The following is a 22112-nucleotide window of genomic DNA, read 5'->3' on the forward strand; positions in this document are numbered from 1 at the left end:
CGGAGGAAAATATGAATAAGTTGCATAGGTTTTGAGAAAATATTTTTATTTGTACGAATCTTTACCTTTCAGTGTTATTCCTTCCAAATCCCGTATTTTCCTCACACGCCCGATTACGATTCCCAGTAGCGCCACAAGTACGCCAGAGAGGACAAACAGAAAGCCAATTCCTCGGCCCGCCCCCGTTCCGATGACCTGACCGACCGTTTGACCCAGCAATTGATCTGGATCAAACAACGGATTGAATACATGGTCCGCCAAAAATCCTGCCAACCCAAATGCCAGCACGAACCCGATTTGTGAAATAGCCGTGATCATCGACCACACTCTGCCTTGCCGTTCATTCTCTACATTCGTTCGGATGAGAACCTCGAGGCTGGTGTTCACAAAGGGAAGCGTGATGAAAAAGAGGAAGCCAAAAACCATAATCAGCCAAACGGAAGGAAACACACCCATCAAGGCGTAAAACAAGCCAGCAAGTACGAGAGAGAGGGACAGCATGAATACCTTTCTCTTTCCCATACCGAAGAGTCCGATCAACAGGCTGCTGACGAGCATACCCGATGCAGATACAGAGAGAGCGATACCGAGCGTCTTGGAATCAGTTAATGTCAGCATCATAGGCCCAAAAAGTGATTGCAGCAGTCCGATGTAAAAACACACGACAGACATTAACAGAACGAACAAGAAAACGCCTTTCTTTGAAAGGAGATAGCGGAAGGCTTCAGACATTTCGCGAAAAAAGCTTTGTCTTTCATGTTTCTGAGGAGTGGTATCGACTTTCATAATCATCAGCACGGCGCCGACAGCTAAAAGGAAGGTCATCATATCGATAAGTAAGACGAGCTGGATATCAAAAGCACTGAGAAGAAGCCCTGCAACCAGTGGGGAAATAAGATATGGAGCGGAGCTTGCCAGTTGGATGAGCCCGCTTGCCTGTGAGTACATCTCTTCCGAAACCAGATCGGAGACGGCTGCTTTATAGGCTGGGTTTAGGATAGCGGCAGAGAGCGAGCTGATGCCGACCCCCAAATAGATGTGCCATAATTCCATACGCCCGGAGAGCATGACAAGCAAGATGAACAAGATACCAGCTATGGAGCCAATATCACCGATGATCATCATTTTCTTGCGGTCAAATCTATCTGCCAGCACCCCGCTAAAGGGGAGTAAGAGGAAGGAGGGGAGAAAAGAGAAGAGAATGATGAACGAATAGCTCATGGTAGATTGGGTCTGTTGAAAAACAAAGACACCCAAGGCAAAAGCGGTAAGTCCACTACCGATTGCAGAAAGCAACTGCCCTGACCAAATGATCAGAAATCTGCGAAAGGCCTTATCATGAGCATTCATTGTCTTTCCTCCTTTTCAGCCATTATAGAAACGAGAAGGACCCCGGGGCAGCTCCTAGTGACCGTTCAATAATCACCTGCATAGCCTGTAGACGTTTTGTCTGCTCCTCTTGCTCCCAATGAAAAATGCCTGATTCCAACAAAAATTGTGAGCCAGCAAGGAGAAACTGAACGGTCTCCAAGGCATTCTCGACATGAAAGACAGCTTCTTTATTTCCTTGTTCAATGACTTGCGCAAGAACAGGAGCTATTTTTAAGATAATGGCGATGTTGAGGCGCTCGTGAAGCTCTCTGTTTTCAGGGCGATGCAAGCTTTCCATCCATTCGGCTTGCTTGTCGAGGTGGTGGCTTTGGCTGCGCAGCATCTGGCGCACCTTTTCCATGACGGGTAAGGTAGAGTCAGCTGCGATTTTTTTATATTCTTCGCAAAGCGTATCAACCATGGAGTGGACAAATGCTTCAAGGATTTCTTCCTTCGACTTGAAGTAGTAATAAAAGGTTCCTTTCGCTACGCCGACCTTTTGAATGATCGCATCCACGGTTGTATGGACATAACCCTGATTTCGAAATAGCTCTCCGGCGGCTTCCAATATTTCTGCTCGCCGTGTTGTGGGGTCTTTCACGATTCTTTTCATCGGCGCCTCCTTCGGTTGTCAGTAAGTGGTTGGATAAAGATTACCATATGACTGACCGTCAGTCTATAAGTGTACAAAAGAAAAAGAGAAGGGAAAGCCTCCTCTGTTCGGTAGTAGGAATGTAATAAGATGATGGCAAACGTTCGTTATAATTTCTCGGCGATAATCGTAAAGGTTTTCGGGATTCCCTTGTCAAAAACCTCCGAGGAGAGATTCGGGAGCTCTTCCAGCATTTTCAGGCACAGCCCTTTGCTCGCAATGGCCGTAACAATTTCTCCTAATGTCCAATTGCGCAACATTACTTTGGATTCAGCGACATTTGTGCCGTTCGAGAGGAATTTGGAGAAAGCAATGTCCTTTTCCTCAAGCGAGGTATCGAAATAATCGCCTGTTACTTTATGTTTGCGGATATTCGCAGTCGTTCCGCGTGAGGAGATGAGTTTTGTAGATACCGGATGGAAATCTTGGAGGACGAGCACACCGCCTTTTCGCAGGAGCGAGTTGACCACCTGGAATAATTCGGTTAAGTCCAAAAAGTAATGAAGAATACCGAATTCCATAAAAACGAGATCATACTCACCAGCCAATATATCTGAAGGGAGCTGCAATACATCCGAAACGATGTAAGTCAGGTCAACGTCGGCAGATGCAGCCAGTTCTTTGGCGTACTGCTCATTCTCAGAAGAGAAATCGGCGATGGTCACGTCGGCACCTAGCAAGGCGAGCGCAACAGCTTTGTTTCCATTTGAACCGAGTAAATTGATAATCTTTTTGCCGCGAATGTCGCCCATGTGCTCATATACTTTGCCGATTCGCTTTTGGGGGTCTTCTTGAATTTTGACCGCTGCCTCAGCAGGGGTTCCAAAGCGTTTCAGCCACGCTTGGTAAGCCCCAGTGTTCCAAGCCGTTTTATTTAGTTGTGCTGTTTCCACAAATTCCCCTCCATAGCGTATTCCATTCAAAAAATTGGCCCCAATTAGGTTGGTAAGAGGGCTTAGGTAATATATCATACTGACACATATGATTGATGTCTATATATTTTCGAAGTGTTAATTTTTCCATGTGTGACCGGAAAGTAAGAACCATTGGGGTGAGATTCTACAATTGTGAAGCAAAGCAGGACAGTGGTAATATTGGGAAAAAATATACGTCCGCTCTTTATGCGGTCGAGGGTCTGTTCGACGGGAGGCAAGCTGCTTTGAAAATCAAAGTGTTGATCGCAGACGACAATTCGTTTATACGGGAAGGTATGAAAATCATCCTGACGAGCTTTGCGGAGTTTGAAGTAGTAGGGAGTGTGGAGGATGGGGTCGAGGCGGTGACGTTTTGCAAACAGAACGAGGTAGACGTCGCGCTTTTGGACGTTCGGATGCCGAACATGAATGGAGTGGAAGCGACTCGTGTATTGACTACGGAAACTACAGTCAGACCACTCATTTTGACCACGTTTGACGATGACGAATTTGTCCTTGAAGCCATTCAAGCGGGGGCACGCGGTTATTTATTGAAAAACAATGATCCCAACCGCATCCGAGATGCCATCAAGAGTGTCTATAACAACCATCATGTGCTGCAGGATGTCGTCCTAGATAAGATCAAAATGAACCTGAATACAGGGAGGAACGCGGCGGATACCGTGTCCACTTCTCCATCTCCCAAAGCGACAGCAGGCATCCCTACCGAAAGCAAAATCGACAAAAGCTTATTTACGGAACGGGAGCTCGATGTCATGAAGCAGATCGCCAAAGGGCTATCGAACAAAGAAATCGCCAAGAAGCTGTTTATTTCCGAGGGAACCGTTGCGAATTACATTACTTCCATCTTGAATAAAACGGCGCTTGAACACCGTACGCAGATCGCCATCTATTATTTGACGGGCGAAACGAACATGTCTGACTGAAAGGAGGTTACTACCGATGGAGTTATGGACAATGGCGAATAAGGCAGCGGTGCTCGGGTTTATCATCGTGACTTCTTTTCTGGTTCACCCCACTTCTGAAATGGATCCGTGGCAAATTCTTGTGTACCTGTTGTATTTGGCTGGTAATCTCACTATTCTCATTGTGAAAAAGAGGAATCATAAGCAATTATTTATGGGACTATCCATCGTGTTCGTGGTAGCAAGTACACTTGTGTTGGACCCGCTATTTGTGCTGCTCTTGCCAGTCCACATTTTGGAGATCGTATTCTTGGTGAGTAAGCAGAGGGTGGTCGTTTTTGGAGGTATGCTGTTGCCTTTGTTCATCGTTTTGCCTGAATGGATGCCCTTGTATTTACTAATGGCCTTTCTTAGCTTTTTGCTGTATAGGTGTGGCAGCATGCTGACTGATAAGCTTCGTAGATTAGAGGCAGAACGGGAGAGGCTGAGGGAGGATTTACAAAGCTTGACCCGCTCCTTGAACGAGAGTAGCGAATACTTCCGCCAGTCAACCTATACGATTCAATTGGAGGAGCGCAATCGCCTTTCTCAACAAATTCACGACGATGTGGGGCATGCGGTGGCAGGTGCGCTCATTCAGATGGAAGCGTCAAGACTGCTGATGGCGACTGATCAGGACAAGGCATCCGAGCTACTTCGCAATGCGATCGCAATATCGAAGGAAGGGCTGGAGCGAATCAGAGTGACACTCAAGGATGTGAAGCCACGGCCGGAGGAGCTGGGAATCAATCGACTCCGGTTGTTTGTCGATGAGTTGTCTGCGAGAGAGACAGTGACAGCTACGCTTACTTTTAACGGGGACATCGATGTCATTACACCGATTCAGTGGAAAATCATCCAGCAAAATGCGACGGAAGCGGTCACGAATGCACTCAAATATGCGAAGGCGACAGTGATTTCCCTAGAGGTACGGGTGCTGAATACATTCATTAAAGCAGTGGTTACAGACAATGGGGACGGCGCAGAAAAGGTTGTAAAAGGGCTTGGCATTCTCGGGATGGAGGAGAGAGCCGCTTCTGCTGGTGGAACAGTGATTGTAGACGGTACGCGAGGCTTTAGCGTGACCACTCTGCTACCGTATCGCAACGAATGAAAAAAATCATGGGAAACAACATGAGAAATCTCATGTGCCGAAGGATGAACTTATGCACTGACATAGGGGCATCCTTTTTTATTACAATGCAGACATAACCACGAAGGGAGTGAGTTACGTGAGTCATGTATTGGAAATTCGTCAGTTAACGAAAAAATTCGGTGATTTCGTCGCCGTCGACAATATGTCTCTGAACGTACGTGAAGGAGAAATCTTTGGTTTTTTGGGGGCCAATGGAGCGGGGAAGAGCACGACCATCAACATGATCGCCTCCCTGTTGCGCGTAACAAAGGGCGAGATTACCCTGCTGGGAAAAAACATTGAGAAGCACAGCAAATTCGCCAAAATGAACATCGGCATCGTGCCACAAGATATTGCCATCTACGAGGATATGACTGCCTATGAAAATGTGAGGTTTTTTGCTGGTTTGTACGGACTGCGTGGATCACTGCTTCGCGAACGGACAGAAGAGGCGCTTGAATTCGTAGGCCTCGGCGACAAAGCTACTAGCTTTCCCAAAAATTTTTCTGGCGGGATGAAGCGTCGGTTAAACATCGCTTGTGCCATTGCCCATCGGCCGAAGCTGATCATCATGGACGAACCTACTGTCGGGATTGACCCTCATTCGCGCAATTATATCTTGAATTCGGTACGCAAGCTAAACGACATGGGCTGCACGATCATTTATACGAGCCATTACATGGAGGAAGTCGAAGAAATCTGCACCCGTATTGCCATTGTCGATCATGGAAAAGTCATCGCAGAAGGATCGAAAGAGGAGCTAAAAGCGATTATTACTGACGCAAAGGAAATTTGGATTGGGGTCAGAGCAGATGAACCATTAAACCTCGAAGGGATTAAGGCGATTCCTGGTGTGAATGCGGTGCTTCAAGAAGAGAATACGATCAAAATCGTATCGAAAACGGAGATCAACAACCTGAACCGGATCATTCAACAATTCATCAAGGATCAGGTAGAAATCCGCTCCGTGGAAGAGCAAGCGCCGAATCTGGAGACTGTGTTCTTGACCTTAACCGGTCGAAACTTGCGAGACTAGAGGAGGGGCTTTGCCATGAACATATGGAATATCGCTGTAAAAGAAATCAAGTCCAGCCTTCGCGAAAAAAGAACGTTTATGTTTATGCTAGCGCTTCCCGTCATCCTGATGCTGATATTAGGCTCCGCCCTTTCCAACGCATTCGACGATACGAGGACCGTAGGAGACATGCGCTTGCTGTATAAAAGCAACGGGACGAATGCGCAAATGTCTACGGCGTGGAACTCGTTTATCAAAGCATTGGATGATAAAGGAGTGAAGGTCGCGCAAGCAAGTTCAGGCATGGATGGGCAGGAGGAAGTTCGCGCGGATCGCTATACGGGGTACGCAGTCGTCAGCGATGCGGGGATTGAGTTTTATGGAAGTAGCAAGAATGCGATAGGAAGCAATATCCTCGCGGGGATGCTAACCGTTTTTGCAGATCGGTACTCGCTCGCATCCGCAGCTTATCAGGTAGATCCCGAATCTGGTTCGGCAATAGTCAAGGGTATCGAACACCGTGATGATTTTATTCATGAAACGGCCTTGAATCCCAATAAAAAACCGGGGGCAATCGACTATTACGCGATTGCGATGACGACCATGGTTGCGCTCTACTCGATGTTCTCTGCGAGTTATTTGTTCACCGGAGAGCGAACGAACAAAACATCCACACGATTAATGGCAGCACCTGTCAGCAAAGGTGTCATTTTTACTGGCAAAATTATCGGCAGTACGTTCGTCAATCTGTTCTTCGTCCTTGTCGTGTTCGTAGTCAGCAAGTTCGTGTTCCAAGCTGATTGGGGCAACCACTACGGAATGGTGATCCTCGTGCTTTTGACAGAGGTGCTGCTTGCGGTCAGCCTGGGTCTGGGGATCAGCTTTCTTTTCAAAGGCGAAGGGGTAAGGTCAATCAACAATATTTTTACGCAGGTCGCCTCCTTTGTAGGCGGTGCCTATTTTCCCGTTGATCAATCAACTGGTTTCTTCGGCCTCCTGTCCAAGTTCTCTCCCCTTCACTGGGCGAATACAGGTCTGATGCAAATCATTTACACAGACAATACGAGAGGCGCATGGTTTGCGATTGCGATGAATGTGAGCATCGCTACGGCGTTCATCATCATTTCTGTTATCACAATGCGCAGACGGGAGGGTGCTTTCGTATGAATGAAATGCTATGGCTAATTCGGAAAACGCTGATGGAGACGTTTCGGAGTAAAAAAAGCTGGTTCACTTACTTGGGTTTACCGATCGCTGGGGTTCTATTGTCTCTTACCCTGTACAGCAATGCAGGTAGCGGCACGATCCATGTAGGAATTATCAATCAGGACGGGGACCAGGTGATCACGCAGGACACGATCCGGTTTATCGAGAGATTGGAATCAATCAAAGTCACAGTCATCGACGAACAAACGATGCGTGAACAAATCGTTTCTGGTGAGCTGGATAGCGGAATTGTTTTCGAGTCAGGGTATGCTGCTAGTGTTCGAAAAGGGGCGCCGGCACACTTGAATATGGTATCCGTAAAGGGTGAACAGGTAACTGCCTACGTGAAGGCCATGCTGCACAGTTATATCGGCAATCTTGCCGCGATTGGAAAAGTGGCACAGGCAGATGAGGCAAAGTTCACGAAGCTGTATACGGCCTACCATGAGCAAAGCTACAAGCTCCATACGGTAACGCTTCAAGACACATCAAACGTGACGCGCATGACGAATCAATCGATTGGATTCCTCATTATGTTCATGATGTTTTCAGCGGTGAACATGTCAGAGATCATTTTAAAAGAAAAAGAGAATCGCACCTTTTTGCGTCTCCTTTCTTCGCCGATGTCGGCCAGATCCTATGTATTCTCGAATATTATCGTCAACATGTTTATTTTACTGCTGCAAATCATCGTGACCTTGCTCGTCATGAAAAACGTCTTCGGCATAGATGCAGGCGTCTCGTATGGTCAAATGATTCTGCCGTTGTTCGTGTTTGCGCTGGGGGCAATCGCCCTTTCTCTGATGACCGTTGCCTTTGCGAAGAGTAGAGCAGGTGCTGGAGCGATTTCCAACCTGATCATTGTACCGTCATGCCTCCTGGCCGGCTGTTTCTTTCCAATGGAAATCATGCCAGACACCGTGCGCAAAATTTCAACATTCTTGCCTCAGCATTGGTTGCTCGATGCGGTGAATAAGCTTCAACAAGGGTATAGTCTGGGGAGCTTGTATTTGAACATCGCTATTTTGCTCGCATTCGCTACGGTTTTTTCCTTGATCGCCATCTATCGGTTTGGGCGGAATAACGATAGCAGACAGTTTGTGTGAGATAAATTGGACGGGGTGAACTGTAATTTGACAAGGGATAATTCGAATCGTGTCGAAAGATGATCTTACTATGATAAAGCAAAGCAACTATAATCGGAGTCATTTAAAAGCACTCATAAGTAAGCATCTTGTGATTCTTCTCTTGTTTTTAGCATTTCTCCTAGGTCTTCGAACGATTTGGTTTTCGTTTCATGTGTCACCAGATCATCCGCAGGCGATTCAAGGGGTTCTTGATATGCGCGGGTGGGACTTTGAAAATTCCCCGTCCATTTCACTGGATGGGGAATGGGAGTTTTACCCTGATTCTTTCAGCACGCATGAAGATTTCAAGCAATCATCGAATGACGAACGACAGTACCTTCAAGTGCCTGGCAATTGGAGCAGCGCTTTTTCCAGGGCCTCTCCTTCACCGTATGGCTATGGTACATACCGTTTGCGGATTTTGGTCGATCAACCACTAAATCAGCCATACACCTTATGGGTTCCGCAAGTGGAAGCATCTTCTATCGTAGAGGTTAACGGAGAGATATTAGCCAGAATCGGAGTGCCTGCGACAACAGCGGAGGAGTACACGCCGCAGAAGGCATCCTTCACGGCTACGTACATTGCGGGTGATGCAAAGGTCATTGAAGTGCTTGTCCGAACGGCCAACTTTCATAATCCAATCGAAGGAGGCATCGTCAGATCGATTTACTTCGGGGCGCAGGCCGCTGTTGACACCGAACGCTGGTATTCTATCGGTTTCCAGATGGCAACCTTCCTCATCTTGTTGCTTCATGGCTTGTATGCCGGCATCCTGTACGTATTGAATGCCCGCCACAAAGAGTTTCTGGTGTTTCTTCTGTTACTTTCCTGCGTAGGGATAAGGACTGTTTCTGATTATGACAATTTGCTGTTACTTTGGCTCCCGATCGATTATACATGGTCGATCAAGGTAGAAGTGCTCGCCTACATATGGCAGCCTCTGCTGATGATATTATTGGTCAGGAGTTTATCAGATCAGGGAGAGAAAGAATACTCCAAGCCGTTTCGGGCATATCTTTCCGTACTCAGTCTTTATTCGGCAGTCATCGTACTGGGAACAGCACAATGGGTGTATATATTAGCTGGAACGCCATTTTTAGTCATTATTTATTTTGGCCCGTTGTTGCTGTTTATTTTCAAAATCAGCCGCATGCTCATGCATAACAAGAATGACGCTGTGTTTTTGCTCATTGCTGCAACGAGTATTTTGTCCAATGTCATATGGTCCGCCATCGTCGAATATAAAATGATCGATATCAAGTACGTGTATTATCCGCTGGACCTGATTGCTGCACTTGTCAGTTTTTCTGCTTACTGGTTCAAGCGATTCTTTCGCAATTCAGAGGAAAAAGCAAAGCTAACGGAGCAATTGAAAGAAGCGGACAAGCTCAAGGACCAGTTTCTCGCCCATACCTCCCACGAACTGAGGACGCCGTTGCACGGCATCTTGAATATCGCCCAGACTGTCGTCAACAATGAAAGGCATGTCATGGGTGGTCGGAGCACGCAGGATATGGAGCTCTTAATCACGATCAGCCGCAGAATGTCGCATTTATTGGATGATTTGCTAGATGTCGTACGATTGCAGGACAAGCATATCGTGTTGCAGAAGAAGCCGTTGCATATTCAATCGGTTGTTTCCGGCATCATTAGCATGCTCGCTTACATGGTAGAAGGCAAGCCTGTTCAACTGAAAATGGACATACCAGAGTCCATCCCGCCAATCTTGGCAGATGAGAAGCGGCTAGTCCAGATTCTATTCAATCTTGTTCACAATGCATTGAAATTCACGGAAGAAGGATCTGTCGTCGTTTCGGCTAAGAGCATGGACGGACAGGTGGCGATCTATGTAACCGATACAGGAATCGGGATGGATGAGTCTACCAAGGCACGTATATTTTTGCCGTATGAGCAGGGAGCTCAAGCAACGAATGACAGCGGAGGAATTGGCCTCGGCCTTGCTATTTGTGCACAGCTGGTCGAGCTGCATGATAGGGAGCTAAGAGTCGACTCTGAACCGGGCAAAGGTTCGGTATTTCGCTTCGAGCTGCCCGCGGTTAGTACAGATGAGATGAAAGCAGCAGAGAGCCAATATGTGGAGCAGATGGATATGAGCAATCAAGTGACGGCTATTAATCAGATGGGGCAGAGTGAAGCTCCAGATATCTTGGCTGTTCAGCAAACGGCTGCGCATGCGTTTGTAGAAAGAAAGGCGAACATATTGGCGATCGATGACGACCCGGTTAACTTAAGGGTGCTGGATCGAATGCTTTCCTCCTCGCATTATCAAATCACTACGTGCGCATCGCCAAGAGACGCGCTCGATCTGCTTTTTACAGAGCAGTGGGATTTGCTTATTATTGATGTCATGATGCCCCATATGTCGGGCTATGAGCTGACGCAAAGGGTTAGGGAGCATTTCTCTGTTTCTGAGCTTCCGATCTTGCTCTTAACGGCGCGCAGCCAGTCCGAGGATGTATACACCGGGTATTTGTCTGGTGCGAATGACTATGTTTGCAAACCAGTCGATGGCATGGAGCTGAAATACCGCGTCTGGTCGTTGACGACACTCAAGCAAACCGTCGATGAACGACTGCGTATGGAGGCTGCCTACTTGCAGGCGCAGATTCACCCGCACTTCTTGTTCAACACACTTAGCTCGATTATGGCGTTAAGTGACATTGATACGGAGAAGATGCGTAAACTCGGGGATGCGTTTACCGCCTTCTTGCATATCAGCTTTGACTTTTTGAATACAGGAAAACAAGTGGCACTCTCCCATGAGCTGGAGCTCGTCCAAGCGTATCTTTACATTGAAAAGGAACGATTTGGCGGGCGGTTACAGATCGTGTGGGAGGTTGAGCTTGGTATCGATCTCCTCATCCCGCCACTGACCATTCAGCCGTTAGTGGAGAATGCAATCAACCATGGTCTTCTTACCCAAATAGAGGGGGGAACTCTCCATATCCGCATCGTCCGGCAAAAGAACGCCACTCTTTTTGAGGTGAAGGATGATGGTATCGGGATGGAGGAAGCGACTGTGCGGCAGATTCTCGACTTGTCGAAGAAGGAAAGAGGCGGAATTGGCGTGTCCAACACGAATCGGAGACTGACGCAAATGTATGGGAAGGGCTTGGCCATCACGAGTAAGCCGGGGGAGGGAACGACGGTTTCGTTTGTGATACCGGATCAGGCGTTAACTGAAAAACATCGAGGTGAACAGGCATGATTACCATCCAATGCACCAAAAAGCTTGCAGAGGAACTACCTGTAACATTATCTGATAAAGAGAAAATGGTCTCACAGCCATTATACAGATGGCACGCCCACCTGATTATACTGAATCGCAGGAAGTGTGTAGCCGTGATGAATAATGTGACCAGATACAATTTCATCCTCTATGGGTTAAAGAAAGCAGACTTTAAACGATTTGATCAGATATTTTTAGAAAAAATCTCTGAGAATCTTATCGCGGATGGTATAGAGCAATCGTTAATTCAAAAGTATTTCTATCATGCTGGTGAGGCCACTTTCACACAGACAAGTGATAGAAGCATTATTAGTCAATTGAACGACATGATTTTGCTGGCAAGATACGATATGGATAATAACGTAAGGGAAATGGGTGTAGAGGAATTGAATCAAATCAATCGATTGTCGAATCAATATCCCATGTCTAAATTGCCGCAAATATTTCCACGCGATGCGATGCAATACGCGTTAGAAAATTTATCGATGGTTAACACATAGCGAAAGAACGGCGAGCATCCACATACTCTCATGAGTAGGTAGGATGCTTTTTCTTTTTTATTTATTGAAAAACGACAATAATGTCGTTTATAATTTTGTTAGAAAGAAAAACGACACTTATGTATATTTTGCTCAAAGGAGGCAGACCCCAACCCCCATGGCCCCAAAAGTAAGCGACGAATACAAAACCAAAAAGAAAATCGAACTGCTGCAAGCAGCAAAACGTGTGTTCATCACAAAAGGCTATACACGGGCCACCATGCAAGACGTCATGGACGAGGCTGGCGTATCACGAGGAGCCTTGTATGCCTACTTTGATAACCTGGAGCACTTATATTTGGAGCTGCTGCAATTCAAGGATCAACAGGATGCACAATTTTTCGCGCCTGTTGCTGGTGAAAGGTCTTGGCAGCAAATCACCAAATGGGTGAACAAGCAACAGGGCGAGATCGAGAAAATCGATCAAACACTGTCCAAAGCCAACTCAGAGTTTTTCCTGTCACTGAAGGATCAGCAAAAGCAACAGAGCTATCCATACATCACGACTCGCTATGAAAAAATGGTCGACGTGTTGACAGCTTTCTTCGCGCATGGGACAGCGACAGGTGAGTTCAAGCCACAGCTACCACCTGAGGCGATCGCTCGCTATCTCATCTCGGTTATCGATGGACTGATGCTGGATACTGCGCATTTGGGCGCAGAGAAAACGAAGGTGCCCGAGCAGATAGAAGCATTGTTGTTTTCATTGAGAGCGATGCTGGGACCGACTCAATAAGGAGGGGTACGAATGTTGTTTCAATCAGAGAGAATTTATTTGAGAAAAATGACGGGGGAGGACGTGGACGTCTACCACAAGTGGAGAAATGACGAAGAAGTCATGCGGACAACGAATCCGTCCATGGACGTCTATACGTGGGAAGATACGAACGGGTTTGTGAATCAGGTCATGTTGCATGCAAGCGCCTCGAAGAGCTATATGATCGTAGACAGCCAAACCAATCGACCGATCGGGATTACCTCTCTCATCCAAATCGACCTGAAAAACCGCAATGCGGAGTGCATCATCGATATTGGGGAGAAGGAGTATTGGGGAGATGGGTATGGACGAGAAGCGCTGAAGCTGCTGCTGGATTATGCATTCTTGGAAATGAATCTGCATCGGGTATCGCTGCGTGTTTTTTCTTTTAACGAAAGGGCGATCAAGCTATATGAGAGGCTCGGATTCAAGCAGGAGGGGATCTCGCGGCAGTTTTTGTTTCGAGAGGGAAAATGGCATGATATTGTCCACATGGGAATTTTGCAGCAGGAATATATCTCATGAAAAGAGGCTGGGGGTACGATGGGTACCACCAGCCTCTTGCGTATGAAGATGTCTCTTATTTTCCGTCGTAAATCGGTACTTCCCACTCTACATTTTTGTGTTCAACCATGCGTTTCTCGGAAGTAATGATCAGTTGTTTAGGCAGGGATGTGAGGTTTTCCAAGAAGATGGAACCGCCAAAAATCGCCCGGCCATTTTCATACTCAGTCTTGTCGATCAAGTAGTTTCCGTCTTCGTACTTTTTCCCAGTCTCGTCTGTAATGGTCCAGTATTGATATGGACCCATAGCGGCAGTATCTGGAGAGAGAGTTGCTTCGAATGTCAGGTGGTAGCCCTCCACTTTGGTGGTAGACCCATCGTCATTTACGCGGTGATACCCGTCATAGCCTTCAAAATCAACGACCGCGTTTGGATCCTTTTGATGTTTTTTGAAAGTAAACTGATCTCCCTGGTCTTCCACTGTGATGACTTCTTTCTTTTCGAGGCGATTGGTGTCCAACTTGGCGTTAAGCTTAGCGGATTCCTCTGTATAAACAGACCCGAGCTTGAAGGTAAGGCTTTGGCTTTCATCGATTGGATAGAAGTAATGAAAGTCTCTTGCTCCACTCTCGGTGGATTGAGTATGCTCCCATTTCACATCCCTTGTCACATTACTTCTTTTGTTGGCTTCATGAATAACCGCAGTCGAATCCCAAGCAGCGACCACTGTGCCCTTGTCGTTCACCAGCTCATAGCTGTATGCGTTATTCTCGTTAGCAGCAAGGGCTCGATCAATGACCATCTCCACTCCGCTTGGCGCAAACGTAATTTGTTTGACGTTCAGCTTGAGTCCTTGTGGGGTCGTGTAGGCTTTGTTAATTTCATGTGTCTTCATTGCTGCTTTTGCTTTTTTCATATCGACAGGTACGGACAGCTTCCAGTTCCCCTTGATGTCATCTAGTTGCTTGATGTTAAACTCTACGATCAGCTCGTCTGGCACCTTGTTTACATCATCAAAATAGCTTCGCAGCTCGCGATCCAAGATCATAACACCATTATCGACAAACATGGAATGATCCCATTGTTTATTGGGGTATTGAGCATTTTCTTCCTTAGAGGGTATAAGGATGTTTCCTTGTTTGTCTTTGATGATGATAAGTGGCTCTTTGTTAGATCTACCCACCATTTCCGATATAAAGCTGTCTAATGCCTTGCCGTTCTTGTCTTTTAAAGAAGCTGCTATGCTAATACGCAGCGGGTCAACCACCACTTCATGCACGGTAAAAGTGAGGCCTTGATCGGTCGCACTTACATCAACGGACTGCGCGAATCCATTCTTGGCTGCTTGAGCAATTCCTTTGTCCGCTAATTTTTCTAGTAAGCTATTGCTCACAGGTGCTACAGGATCAGCCTTGCCAATCGGGCTGTTCGTAAAAGCAGCATGGACATAACTGGAAAAGGTCGGGGAGACGAGCATTCCTCCCGAGACGACGATGGTTAATGCAGCGGCGGCAAGCGTCATTCTTTTCATGATCGTGATACTCCTTTGTTTCCACGTGGGTGGTTGGTGTGTAGGTGTAGCAGGGTTCAATACTCTCACGGGATGAGGGGAGAGCATCTGAATAATCTTTTGATCCATATTTGGTGAGAGGGAGTTTTCCCACATCGTTTCTTCTGTTTGGTGCAGCTCATCGATCCATTGCTCCAGTTGGTGCTGGCAGTGTGTGCAATGATCGAGGTGACTTTCGACATTTCGTTTGTTCATTGGCGATAAACGATCTTCCATGTAGGCGATCAGCTGTCTTTGCGTAAGGCAATTCAAAGCGGGGTGCCCCCTTTTTTCTCCGGCTTGCTTAGCTGGTCTCGCAGCTTTTTCCTGGCATAGGAAAGGCGCATTCTCACGGTATCTACGGACAAAGATAGTTTGTTGCCGATCTCTCGGTAGCTTAAATGCTGAAGATAATGCAAATCGAGAATCGTCCTGTGGTTCTTGTCCAGTGCCATCATCTGCTGTCGCAAAGCATGACGCTGTTCTTTTTCCAGATAATCTTCCTCAGGGATCGGACATTCGTCTTTGACCTCGACATCCATCTCCGTTACGGAAGGCAGCCGCTTTCGTTTCCGCAGCTCGTCAATCCCGCGATTGATCGCGATTCGATACAGCCAGGCAGAAAAGGAGCAATTGGGTTTATAATCTGGCAGACTGTAGTACGCCTTGATAAAAACCTCCTGCACCATGTCTTCGGCATCATGAGAATGATGGAGCGTGCGCTGGAGAATCGAAGCGATTTTTCCCTTGTATTTATTGACGATCAGAGCATAAGCCTCTTTATTTCCTTGAAGAACCTCCGCAATGACCTCTCGATCGTCCTGCATGTTTGTTACCTCCTTGCAAAAAGGTGCTGCGCAGCTTTCCGTTTTGCTGTTCACTACTATAGACGACACGAAGGGGAAACCCCTCTCAAACTTTTTTATAAAAATAGAAAATGGCATAGGAAGAGGATGCCGTTCTTCACTCGCTAGAAGGGCATCCTCTTTCCATTTTACCGTGTAATCCGATAAACCTCGCCACTCAACCGTCCTCGAATTTTATAAACATCGCCGACGGAAACAGCTATATCCTTTGCACCTTTAATCAAAATCTCTTGCTCCAGTCCTTCCACATACAGCGGGAAGTGATTTCCGCCAATATCGTGCGTAAATAATCTGTTTACACGCCCGATGACCTCGTGCAAGGAGCGATCTCCAATATGGCTAAGGGATGGTTCCATACTATTATCCAGTGGGGTCAGCTCTAAAGCACTAAATGATACATGTTCCATGTAGAGGGAGACGACAAGGTGATCGTTGACCTTGGTATACTCTGAATATCCCCCCGCAAGCATGAAATCACCCGGGCAAAAATATTCAAACTGAAACAAAAAGTCATTGTTTAGCTTGCGTACGTGCAAATCCCTAACATTTCCGCCAAGCTTCACATCGGTAATGACGCATTCAAACTTGTCGTTTTGTTCCAAGTAGGCCAATCTGCGGGTCATCTGCTGATTGAGCCATTTGAGATAATACGCTGCAAACGAATCACTGACGAAACGCGCACCCTGTCCATTACAGGTATCGATGTAGTACAGCTTTCCGGCAAGCTCACCTGATACAATCATGACAATAAAATACCCGCAACCATCGTTATGTAGGGTGATGGTACCGTGAAGTGCCTCCGTAATCATCTGATCATATCCATTGTCCGTAATCGTATCGTCTTCTGTCTCGTCTAAATCATCGTCAAAGCAACGGTTGCAATTGTCCAAGGAAAAGGGGAGACTCATATATTCTAAGCCAACAGTTTTTCGTAAGCTTTCTTCCAAACACCCCGTTGCATGTGACAAGGACAAGGGGAACTGTTTGGCGTGTTTCCCACCATTTCCGATGTGGAGCAGGAAATCTTTGTAGTCTTGCGGTAATACTATGTGAGCCGAGGATTCGAACTGTTCGATTTGCTCCAATGTCAATCGTTCATTCAAAACATACGGACAATTTCCGTCATAGAGGCTGTGGTATTGATCCAGCATTTCTTCGACCTTTGTAATGAACGCGCTTTTGGGGGAGGTATCTTTCATCCTGTCTAGCACCTCAATTGTAAAGGAGTATATGACCTTGAGCCAAAACAACCATTCCATCGCGGTGATCTCTGACGTACACAGCAACGCCTATGCATTAGAAGCTGTTCTGCACGACATAGATTCCCGCGGAATTGAAACCATTGTGAATTTGGGCGATACCTTATTCGGGCCGCTTGATCCGATCAAAACAGCAGAGCTCTTGATGGAGCGAGCTGAAATCATCCACATCATGGGTAATTGTGACAGATATTTACTGGGAGAGCAAATGGAGTCAATTACCTTCCAATACGTGAAACCACTGCTTACAAAAGAAATGCTCAGCTGGATCGGGTCATTCCAAAAACAATGGACACAGGATGATCTGTTATTTTGCCACGGAACACCTTTTGCCGATGATGTCTATTTAGTGGAGAACGTCGCTCCCTACGGAATAGAAGACAAAAGTGCGAATGCGCTAATGATTGAGCTGACAGGTATCCAACAAAAAGTCATTTTTTGCGGACACTCTCATGTGCCCAAATCCGTGTGGCTCCCAGATGGGAAGCTCGTAGTAAATCCGGGGAGTGTCGGATTGCCAGCGTATTTTGAAGAGACGCCGTACCCGCATTCGATGGAATCGAAAACCCCGCATGCCAAGTACGTCACGGTAAAACCACAAGGTGGCTCGTGGCTTGTGGAGCATGTATTGGTTCCGTATGATTTCGAGAAGGCAGCGAGAAGAGCGGAAGAAAACGGACGCAGAGACTATGCGTATGCGATCCGAACGGGAAGAGCAGAGCTGTAGCATGTTTAGAGGAGCGCAATTAAAAGGAGTAACCGGTTTAGAAGAAGCTACTATCATAAGTATTAATATCGGTACCGTCGAGCAGCCAGACATTCTTGCCGGAGAAGAAGCGAGAAATTGGCTCATACAGCAAATCCATACCCCATGAAAAAAGGAAGAGGACAAGCGCCCTCTTCCTTTTCCCTATTAAGCCTTTCCTGCTTCGCCCTCAGGCTTCTGTCCCATCTTCCCACTACGCAGTGGAATTTCCTTCAGGAACAGCGCGATGATGACAGCCATACCTGCTACAATCGCCCCAGTCAAAAACGTAGTCGTAATTCCATAGCTCATCGCTTCCCGGATCATATCCAGCATGTGAGTAAACAGCGGCTGCAAATCCGGTGGCAGACTAGCCAGCGTGGCTTCAATTTTCGGCTGATCCAACAAATTTTGCGGATTCGTAAAGAGCGACAGCTTCTCTGCCAGAGCAGGATCGGCTGCAGCGGGATTGTTCACCTGACCCATGGCTCCCGACAGCTGCGTCATTTTCGCAGTCATGCTGGCACTCATGACGGTTCCCATGACAGCAATTCCAATGGTCCCACCGAGGTTGCGGAAAAGCTGGGACGTTGCTGTAGCAACACCCAATTGCTGCGGTGCGACTGCATTTTGCACGGTCAAGGAGAAGACCGGCATCGCAATTCCGATCCCCAAACCGAGAATAATCATGTAGATCACGAGCAAGTAAATCGGTGTGGTTGGCGACATGAAATACATCAACACCATGCCAAAGGTCATGACGAGAAGTCCACCCAGCGCCATCTTTTTATATTTTCCCGTCTTGGTCATGATTTGTCCGGCGATTGCAGAGGTCGCGAGCATGGCAATCGACATCGGCATCGCTACATAACCAGCCATCGTCGGAGAGATGCCTTTGACCCCTTGGACAAAGAATGGCACATAAATGATAGCGCCCATCATCCCCGCGTTGAGGAAGAATCCGACCAGATTAGAGACAGTAAAGATACTGTTTTTGAACAAGCCCAGCGGAAGCACGGGAGTCTTTACTTTCCTCTCAATCATAATAAACACGATCAACGCAATGATTGTGGAGGCAAACAAGCCAATAATTTGCCACGAGCCCCAAGCGTGTTTGCCTGGGCCATTACCTGCCCATGAGAAGGCGAGCAGCATCGGTACGATGGTAAGTGTCAGGAACAGCGAGCCGAAGTAATCCACAGACTCTCCTTCTTGCTTCGGTACTTTTGGGAAATGAATCATGATCAACAGAAAGGCAATTACGCCAATCGGCAAGAAGATCCAGAACACCCAATGCCAGTCGAGATGGTCGACGATATAGCCGCCCATCAGAGGACCAAGCACACTGGATACGCCGAAGACGGCACTCATGATTCCGCCCCATTTGGCGCGCTCGCGAGGTGCATACAGATCTCCCATGGCGGTAAAAGCAGTGGACATGATGATCCCGGCACCCGCCCCTTGAATACCACGATACGTAATCAGTTGAAAAATATCGGTAGAAAACCCGGACAACAATGCTCCGATACTAAACAACGCGATACCCGTCAAAATAAACGGTTTTCTTCCATATATATCGGAGAGCTTCCCAACCAGTACAGAAGCGACGGTTGAGGTCAGCAAATAAATCGTAATCGCCCACGAATAGTAATCCATGCCACCCAGCTTCGAAATAATACGCGGCATGGCAACCCCGATAATGGTCTGGTTGATCGCGGCGAAAAACATGGCCGTAATAATCGCGATCATAATCGTCACTTTCTTTTTCTCTGTTAACTGTTGCAATCTTGATGCTCCTCTCTTTGTTGATCTATATTCTTCAGAACCTGGTGATAGATGCGGACTAAGTGTTGTTTGTCTTCATCAGATACGCCTGCAAAAAACTGTTCAATCGTGCTCCTCACCACGGCTTTGTATTGCCGCAGGATATCTTTTCCTTGATCGGTTATGTCCAGTTGCACGACGCGGCGGTCCGTACTGTCACGATTTCTCGTGGCATAGCCGCAAGCAATCAATTTATCAGCGAGACTCGTAACGGCTCCGGGGGTAATGCTCATACGTACTGCAATAGAAGATGCTTTCTGCGGACCGCTCATATCTAGGATTCGCAAAAGCATCGCTTGTGATCCTGATACGAGTGGGTCCAAACGCTTGTGTGACTCAGCGGAAACCTTTCGTTGGAGTTGTATATAAAGTTCTTCAAAATTGACTTGGCTTTGCATCGAACCCTCTCCTGTTTTCATTGCTTAATTATATACGGTGTTAAATATTTACCCCCTAAAACATTTATGAGTATACATCGATTCATGAAGGAGAGTCAAATTAACCTTTTACCAATTTGACCAATTCAGGTGGTCATTATGTGATCAATTTCGGCATAAATCGGGGAAAAATACTATTTTTCGACCGGACTTCATGGAATTTTCAGAGTTGCGATGCTACAATCAGTTTTGGCATTCTTTTCATCTTAGATAAATAGATAGGTGGGATCTTAACGTGTTTGGGAAAAAATTAACCAGCGCATTGCTCGCCACAGCGCTGATGAGCCCGATGTCGGCTTTTGCCGCCCAAGAGACAAAACAGCCAGCAGATGTCGTATTAACGAACGGTGCGGTCTACACAGTGGACAATAAGAACAGCTGGGCAGAGGCAGTGGCCATTCGCGGTGATGAAATCGTCTTTGTCGGTGCAGATGAATATGCGAAAGCACACATCGGCAAGAATACGAAAGTAATCGATCTGAAAGGACAAATGGTATTGCCGGGCTTTATTGACAGTCATACGCATGCAAGCAAAACGACGGGACTCATTTACTCCATTGATTTGTTTGACGGAGGCTCTGTCGAGGAATACGTTGCGACCATCGGGAAATTCGTAAAAGAGCATCCAAACGAACCAACATTGCAAGGACGCGGCTGGAGCAATCCGGTAGTGCCTGGTATTGGTCCGCGCAAGGAAGTATTGGATACAATCGTGCCAACGACGCCAATCGCGCTGACCTCCGACGATGGACATTCTTTGTGGGTGAACTCGGCAGCATTGAAGTTGGCTGGAATCACGAAGGGCACGACAAACCCTGAGGGCGGCATTATCGAGCGCGATCCGAAAACAGGAGAACCATCTGGAACGCTGCGTGAAAGCGCAATGAATCTGGTGCTTTCAAAAATCGGGGGATACACCGTCCAGCAATACAAGTCCGGAATTGAAGCCTACCAGGAAAAAGCCGTTGAACGCGGTGTAACGACAGTGCGCGACCCGGATATGCTGCGCTATCCGAACGTCTTGGAAGCGTACGAGGAGCTCGCGAAAGAGGACAAGCTGACCATTCGCTTCCGCAATGCGTTGACAGCGAACCCAGAAAAAGGACCTGAGCAGATCGCGGAATTTGTAAAAATCCGTGAGCGTAATCAAAATCAAAATCCGCTATTCCAGGTGAACGCCGTCAAAATCTTTTTGGATGGAGTCGTAGAAGGCGCCACAGCTTACCTGGAAAAGCCGTATGTCCATAAGGAAACAAACGGAGAATTAATCTGGAAGCCAGAGGTTTACAATCAAACTGCTGCCGCAGTAGACAAGGCAGGCTTCCAATTGCACATTCATTCCATCGGGGATGCTTCTACCCGCATTGCACTAGACGGTATGGAGCTCGCTGAAAAACAAAATGGCAAGCATGATGCTCGCCACTCGCTCGTTCACTTGCAACTGGTCAATGAGCCAGACATCGAGCGCTTCAAAAAGCTGGGTGCAGTCGGAATCGTGCAGCCATTCTGGTTTATGCAGGAAGAGGGCTACTACGATGAAATCGAAGTGCCGTACTTGGGCCACGAACGCGCAGAAAAAGAATACCCGATGAAGAGCTTCCTGAAAAAAGGGGTCCATGTAGCTTCTTCGTCTGACTACATCGTAACGCCAGAATTCAATCCACTGCACGGCATTCAACAAGGCATTACCCGGATCGAGGAGGGTGTAACCGATCCACGCAAAATTGCCAACCCGGATGAGCGTGCAACGCTTGCAGAAATGATCGCCAGCTTCACGATTGATGGTGCTTACGCCAACCACGTGGATGACATCACAGGCTCGATCGAAGTCGGCAAGAAGGCTGATCTTATCGTTATCAATAAAAACTTGTTTAAAATTCCAGCCACTCAAATCAAGGATGCAAAAGTCGTGCTGACCTTGGTTGAAGGCAAGGAAGTTTATCGTCAGAAGGAAGCAAAGTAAGAGGGGAAAAATGGCTGTCCTTGTTTAGGAG

General features: G+C 47.0%; 20 protein-coding genes. 12 read left to right on the plus strand and 8 right to left on the minus strand.

Annotated elements, in window-relative coordinates; genetic code table 11:
* Nucleotides 1-45: 45 nt before the first annotated feature.
* The 3 genes from ODZ53_RS20740 to ODZ53_RS20750 all read right to left on the minus strand — a co-directional run bounded on the left by ODZ53_RS20740 (nt 46) and on the right by ODZ53_RS20750 (nt 2916).
* Entirely contained in the window at nt 46-1350 is a 1305-nt protein-coding gene (locus ODZ53_RS20740; protein ID WP_372679672.1) for an MFS transporter, read from the minus strand.
* Nucleotides 1351-1372: 22 nt separating this feature from the next.
* Complete coding sequence (locus ODZ53_RS20745) at nt 1373-1984, minus strand: TetR/AcrR family transcriptional regulator (protein WP_372679674.1); 612 nt, start codon at nt 1982-1984, stop codon at nt 1373-1375.
* Nucleotides 1985-2130: 146 nt separating this feature from the next.
* A complete protein-coding gene (locus ODZ53_RS20750; protein ID WP_372679676.1) occupies nt 2131-2916 on the minus strand; it encodes a class I SAM-dependent methyltransferase in 786 nt (261 codons plus the stop codon).
* A gap of 266 nt (nt 2917-3182) precedes the next feature.
* On the opposite strand from ODZ53_RS20750, the gene ODZ53_RS20755 reads away from it, so the two are divergent.
* The 9 genes from ODZ53_RS20755 (at nt 3183) to ODZ53_RS20795 (ending at nt 13459) form a co-directional block, all read left to right on the plus strand.
* Entirely contained in the window at nt 3183-3884 is a 702-nt protein-coding gene (locus ODZ53_RS20755) for a response regulator (protein ID WP_372679678.1), read from the plus strand.
* Nucleotides 3885-3900: 16 nt separating this feature from the next.
* Complete coding sequence (locus ODZ53_RS20760; protein WP_372679680.1) at nt 3901-5016, plus strand: sensor histidine kinase; 1116 nt, start codon at nt 3901-3903, stop codon at nt 5014-5016.
* 118 nt (nt 5017-5134) lie between these two features.
* Nucleotides 5135-6073 (plus strand): ABC transporter ATP-binding protein, encoded by a 939-nt coding sequence (locus ODZ53_RS20765; protein WP_048031181.1) that lies wholly within the window; start codon nt 5135-5137, stop codon nt 6071-6073.
* Nucleotides 6074-6088: 15 nt separating this feature from the next.
* Nucleotides 6089-7219: an ABC transporter permease gene (locus ODZ53_RS20770; protein WP_372679683.1), complete on the plus strand. Its 1131-nt coding sequence runs from the start codon at nt 6089-6091 to the stop codon at nt 7217-7219.
* Nucleotides 7216-8364: an ABC transporter permease gene (locus tag ODZ53_RS20775; protein ID WP_372679685.1), complete on the plus strand. Its 1149-nt coding sequence runs from the start codon at nt 7216-7218 to the stop codon at nt 8362-8364. The genes ODZ53_RS20770 and ODZ53_RS20775 overlap by 4 nt, the downstream gene beginning before the upstream one ends.
* 70 nt (nt 8365-8434) lie before the next feature.
* The gene (locus ODZ53_RS20780) at nt 8435-11617 is read left to right on the plus strand and encodes a hybrid sensor histidine kinase/response regulator (protein WP_372679687.1); all 3183 of its coding nucleotides are present in this window, start codon (nt 8435-8437) and stop codon (nt 11615-11617) included.
* Complete coding sequence (locus ODZ53_RS20785) at nt 11614-12138, plus strand: DUF6933 domain-containing protein (RefSeq protein ID WP_372679689.1); 525 nt, start codon at nt 11614-11616, stop codon at nt 12136-12138. The genes ODZ53_RS20780 and ODZ53_RS20785 overlap by 4 nt, the downstream gene beginning before the upstream one ends.
* A gap of 157 nt (nt 12139-12295) precedes the next feature.
* Nucleotides 12296-12913, plus strand: a complete 618-nt coding sequence (locus ODZ53_RS20790; RefSeq protein ID WP_372679691.1) for a TetR/AcrR family transcriptional regulator — start codon at nt 12296-12298, stop codon at nt 12911-12913.
* Between the two features lie 12 nt (nt 12914-12925).
* Nucleotides 12926-13459: a GNAT family N-acetyltransferase gene (locus ODZ53_RS20795; protein WP_372679693.1), complete on the plus strand. Its 534-nt coding sequence runs from the start codon at nt 12926-12928 to the stop codon at nt 13457-13459.
* A gap of 55 nt (nt 13460-13514) precedes the next feature.
* On the opposite strand, the gene ODZ53_RS20800 is transcribed toward ODZ53_RS20795, so the two are convergent.
* The 3 genes from ODZ53_RS20800 to ODZ53_RS20810 all read right to left on the minus strand — a co-directional run bounded on the left by ODZ53_RS20800 (nt 13515) and on the right by ODZ53_RS20810 (nt 17052).
* Nucleotides 13515-15260, minus strand: a complete 1746-nt coding sequence (locus ODZ53_RS20800) for a DUF4179 domain-containing protein (RefSeq protein WP_372679695.1) — start codon at nt 15258-15260, stop codon at nt 13515-13517.
* A complete protein-coding gene (locus ODZ53_RS20805) occupies nt 15257-15814 on the minus strand; it encodes an RNA polymerase sigma factor (RefSeq protein ID WP_372679697.1) in 558 nt (185 codons plus the stop codon). Before ODZ53_RS20805 ends, ODZ53_RS20800 begins: the two co-directional genes overlap by 4 nt.
* A 167-nt stretch (nt 15815-15981) precedes the next feature.
* Nucleotides 15982-17052 (minus strand): SMI1/KNR4 family protein, encoded by a 1071-nt coding sequence (locus ODZ53_RS20810; RefSeq protein WP_372679699.1) that lies wholly within the window; start codon nt 17050-17052, stop codon nt 15982-15984.
* A 31-nt stretch (nt 17053-17083) separates the two neighbouring features.
* Here ODZ53_RS20810 and ODZ53_RS20815 point away from each other — a divergent pair, with 31 nt between their 5' ends.
* Entirely contained in the window at nt 17084-17839 is a 756-nt protein-coding gene (locus tag ODZ53_RS20815) for a metallophosphoesterase family protein (RefSeq protein WP_372679701.1), read from the plus strand.
* A gap of 1 nt (nt 17840) precedes the next feature.
* Nucleotides 17841-17987, plus strand: a complete 147-nt coding sequence (locus ODZ53_RS20820) for a hypothetical protein (protein WP_238351883.1) — start codon at nt 17841-17843, stop codon at nt 17985-17987.
* Nucleotides 17988-18025: 38 nt separating this feature from the next.
* Here the strand turns inward: ODZ53_RS20820 and ODZ53_RS20825 are convergent, their stop codons facing one another.
* Both ODZ53_RS20825 and ODZ53_RS20830 read right to left on the minus strand, forming a co-directional pair.
* Nucleotides 18026-19642, minus strand: a complete 1617-nt coding sequence (locus ODZ53_RS20825) for an MDR family MFS transporter (protein ID WP_372679704.1) — start codon at nt 19640-19642, stop codon at nt 18026-18028.
* Nucleotides 19630-20079 carry a MarR family winged helix-turn-helix transcriptional regulator gene (locus ODZ53_RS20830; protein ID WP_372679706.1) on the minus strand — a complete coding sequence of 150 codons (450 nt, stop codon included), beginning with the start codon at nt 20077-20079 and terminating at the stop codon, nt 19630-19632. Before ODZ53_RS20830 ends, ODZ53_RS20825 begins: the two co-directional genes overlap by 13 nt.
* A gap of 274 nt (nt 20080-20353) precedes the next feature.
* Here ODZ53_RS20830 and ODZ53_RS20835 point away from each other — a divergent pair, with 274 nt between their 5' ends.
* On the plus strand, nt 20354-22081 hold the full coding sequence (locus ODZ53_RS20835) for an amidohydrolase (protein ID WP_372679708.1): 1728 nt from the start codon (nt 20354-20356) through the stop codon (nt 22079-22081).
* Nucleotides 22082-22112 lie beyond the last annotated feature (31 nt).

Source organism: Brevibacillus sp. BD137 (assembly GCF_041644655.1).
Taxonomy (GTDB): Bacteria; Bacillota; Bacilli; order Brevibacillales; family Brevibacillaceae; genus Brevibacillus; species Brevibacillus brevis_D.

Bases quoted from the DNA above. Each gene is read 5' to 3' on its own strand.
- ODZ53_RS20760 (WP_372679680.1), top strand. From the start codon at position 3,901: ATGGAGTTATGGACAATGGCGAATAAGGCAGCGGTGCTCGGGTTTATC.
- ODZ53_RS20785 (WP_372679689.1), top strand. From the start codon at position 11,614: ATGATTACCATCCAATGCACCAAAAAGCTTGCAGAGGAACTACCTGTA.
- ODZ53_RS20810 (WP_372679699.1), bottom strand. From the start codon at position 17,052: ATGAAAGATACCTCCCCCAAAAGCGCGTTCATTACAAAGGTCGAAGAA.
- ODZ53_RS20815 (WP_372679701.1), top strand. From the start codon at position 17,084: ATGACCTTGAGCCAAAACAACCATTCCATCGCGGTGATCTCTGACGTA.
- ODZ53_RS20830 (WP_372679706.1), bottom strand. From the start codon at position 20,079: ATGCAAAGCCAAGTCAATTTTGAAGAACTTTATATACAACTCCAACGA.
- ODZ53_RS20790 (WP_372679691.1), top strand. From the start codon at position 12,296: ATGGCCCCAAAAGTAAGCGACGAATACAAAACCAAAAAGAAAATCGAA.
- ODZ53_RS20745 (WP_372679674.1), bottom strand. From the start codon at position 1,984: ATGAAAAGAATCGTGAAAGACCCCACAACACGGCGAGCAGAAATATTG.
- ODZ53_RS20820 (WP_238351883.1), top strand. From the start codon at position 17,841: ATGTTTAGAGGAGCGCAATTAAAAGGAGTAACCGGTTTAGAAGAAGCT.
- ODZ53_RS20805 (WP_372679697.1), bottom strand. From the start codon at position 15,814: ATGCAGGACGATCGAGAGGTCATTGCGGAGGTTCTTCAAGGAAATAAA.
- ODZ53_RS20775 (WP_372679685.1), top strand. From the start codon at position 7,216: ATGAATGAAATGCTATGGCTAATTCGGAAAACGCTGATGGAGACGTTT.
- ODZ53_RS20780 (WP_372679687.1), top strand. From the start codon at position 8,435: ATGATAAAGCAAAGCAACTATAATCGGAGTCATTTAAAAGCACTCATA.
- ODZ53_RS20795 (WP_372679693.1), top strand. From the start codon at position 12,926: ATGTTGTTTCAATCAGAGAGAATTTATTTGAGAAAAATGACGGGGGAG.
- ODZ53_RS20770 (WP_372679683.1), top strand. From the start codon at position 6,089: ATGAACATATGGAATATCGCTGTAAAAGAAATCAAGTCCAGCCTTCGC.
- ODZ53_RS20740 (WP_372679672.1), bottom strand. From the start codon at position 1,350: ATGAATGCTCATGATAAGGCCTTTCGCAGATTTCTGATCATTTGGTCA.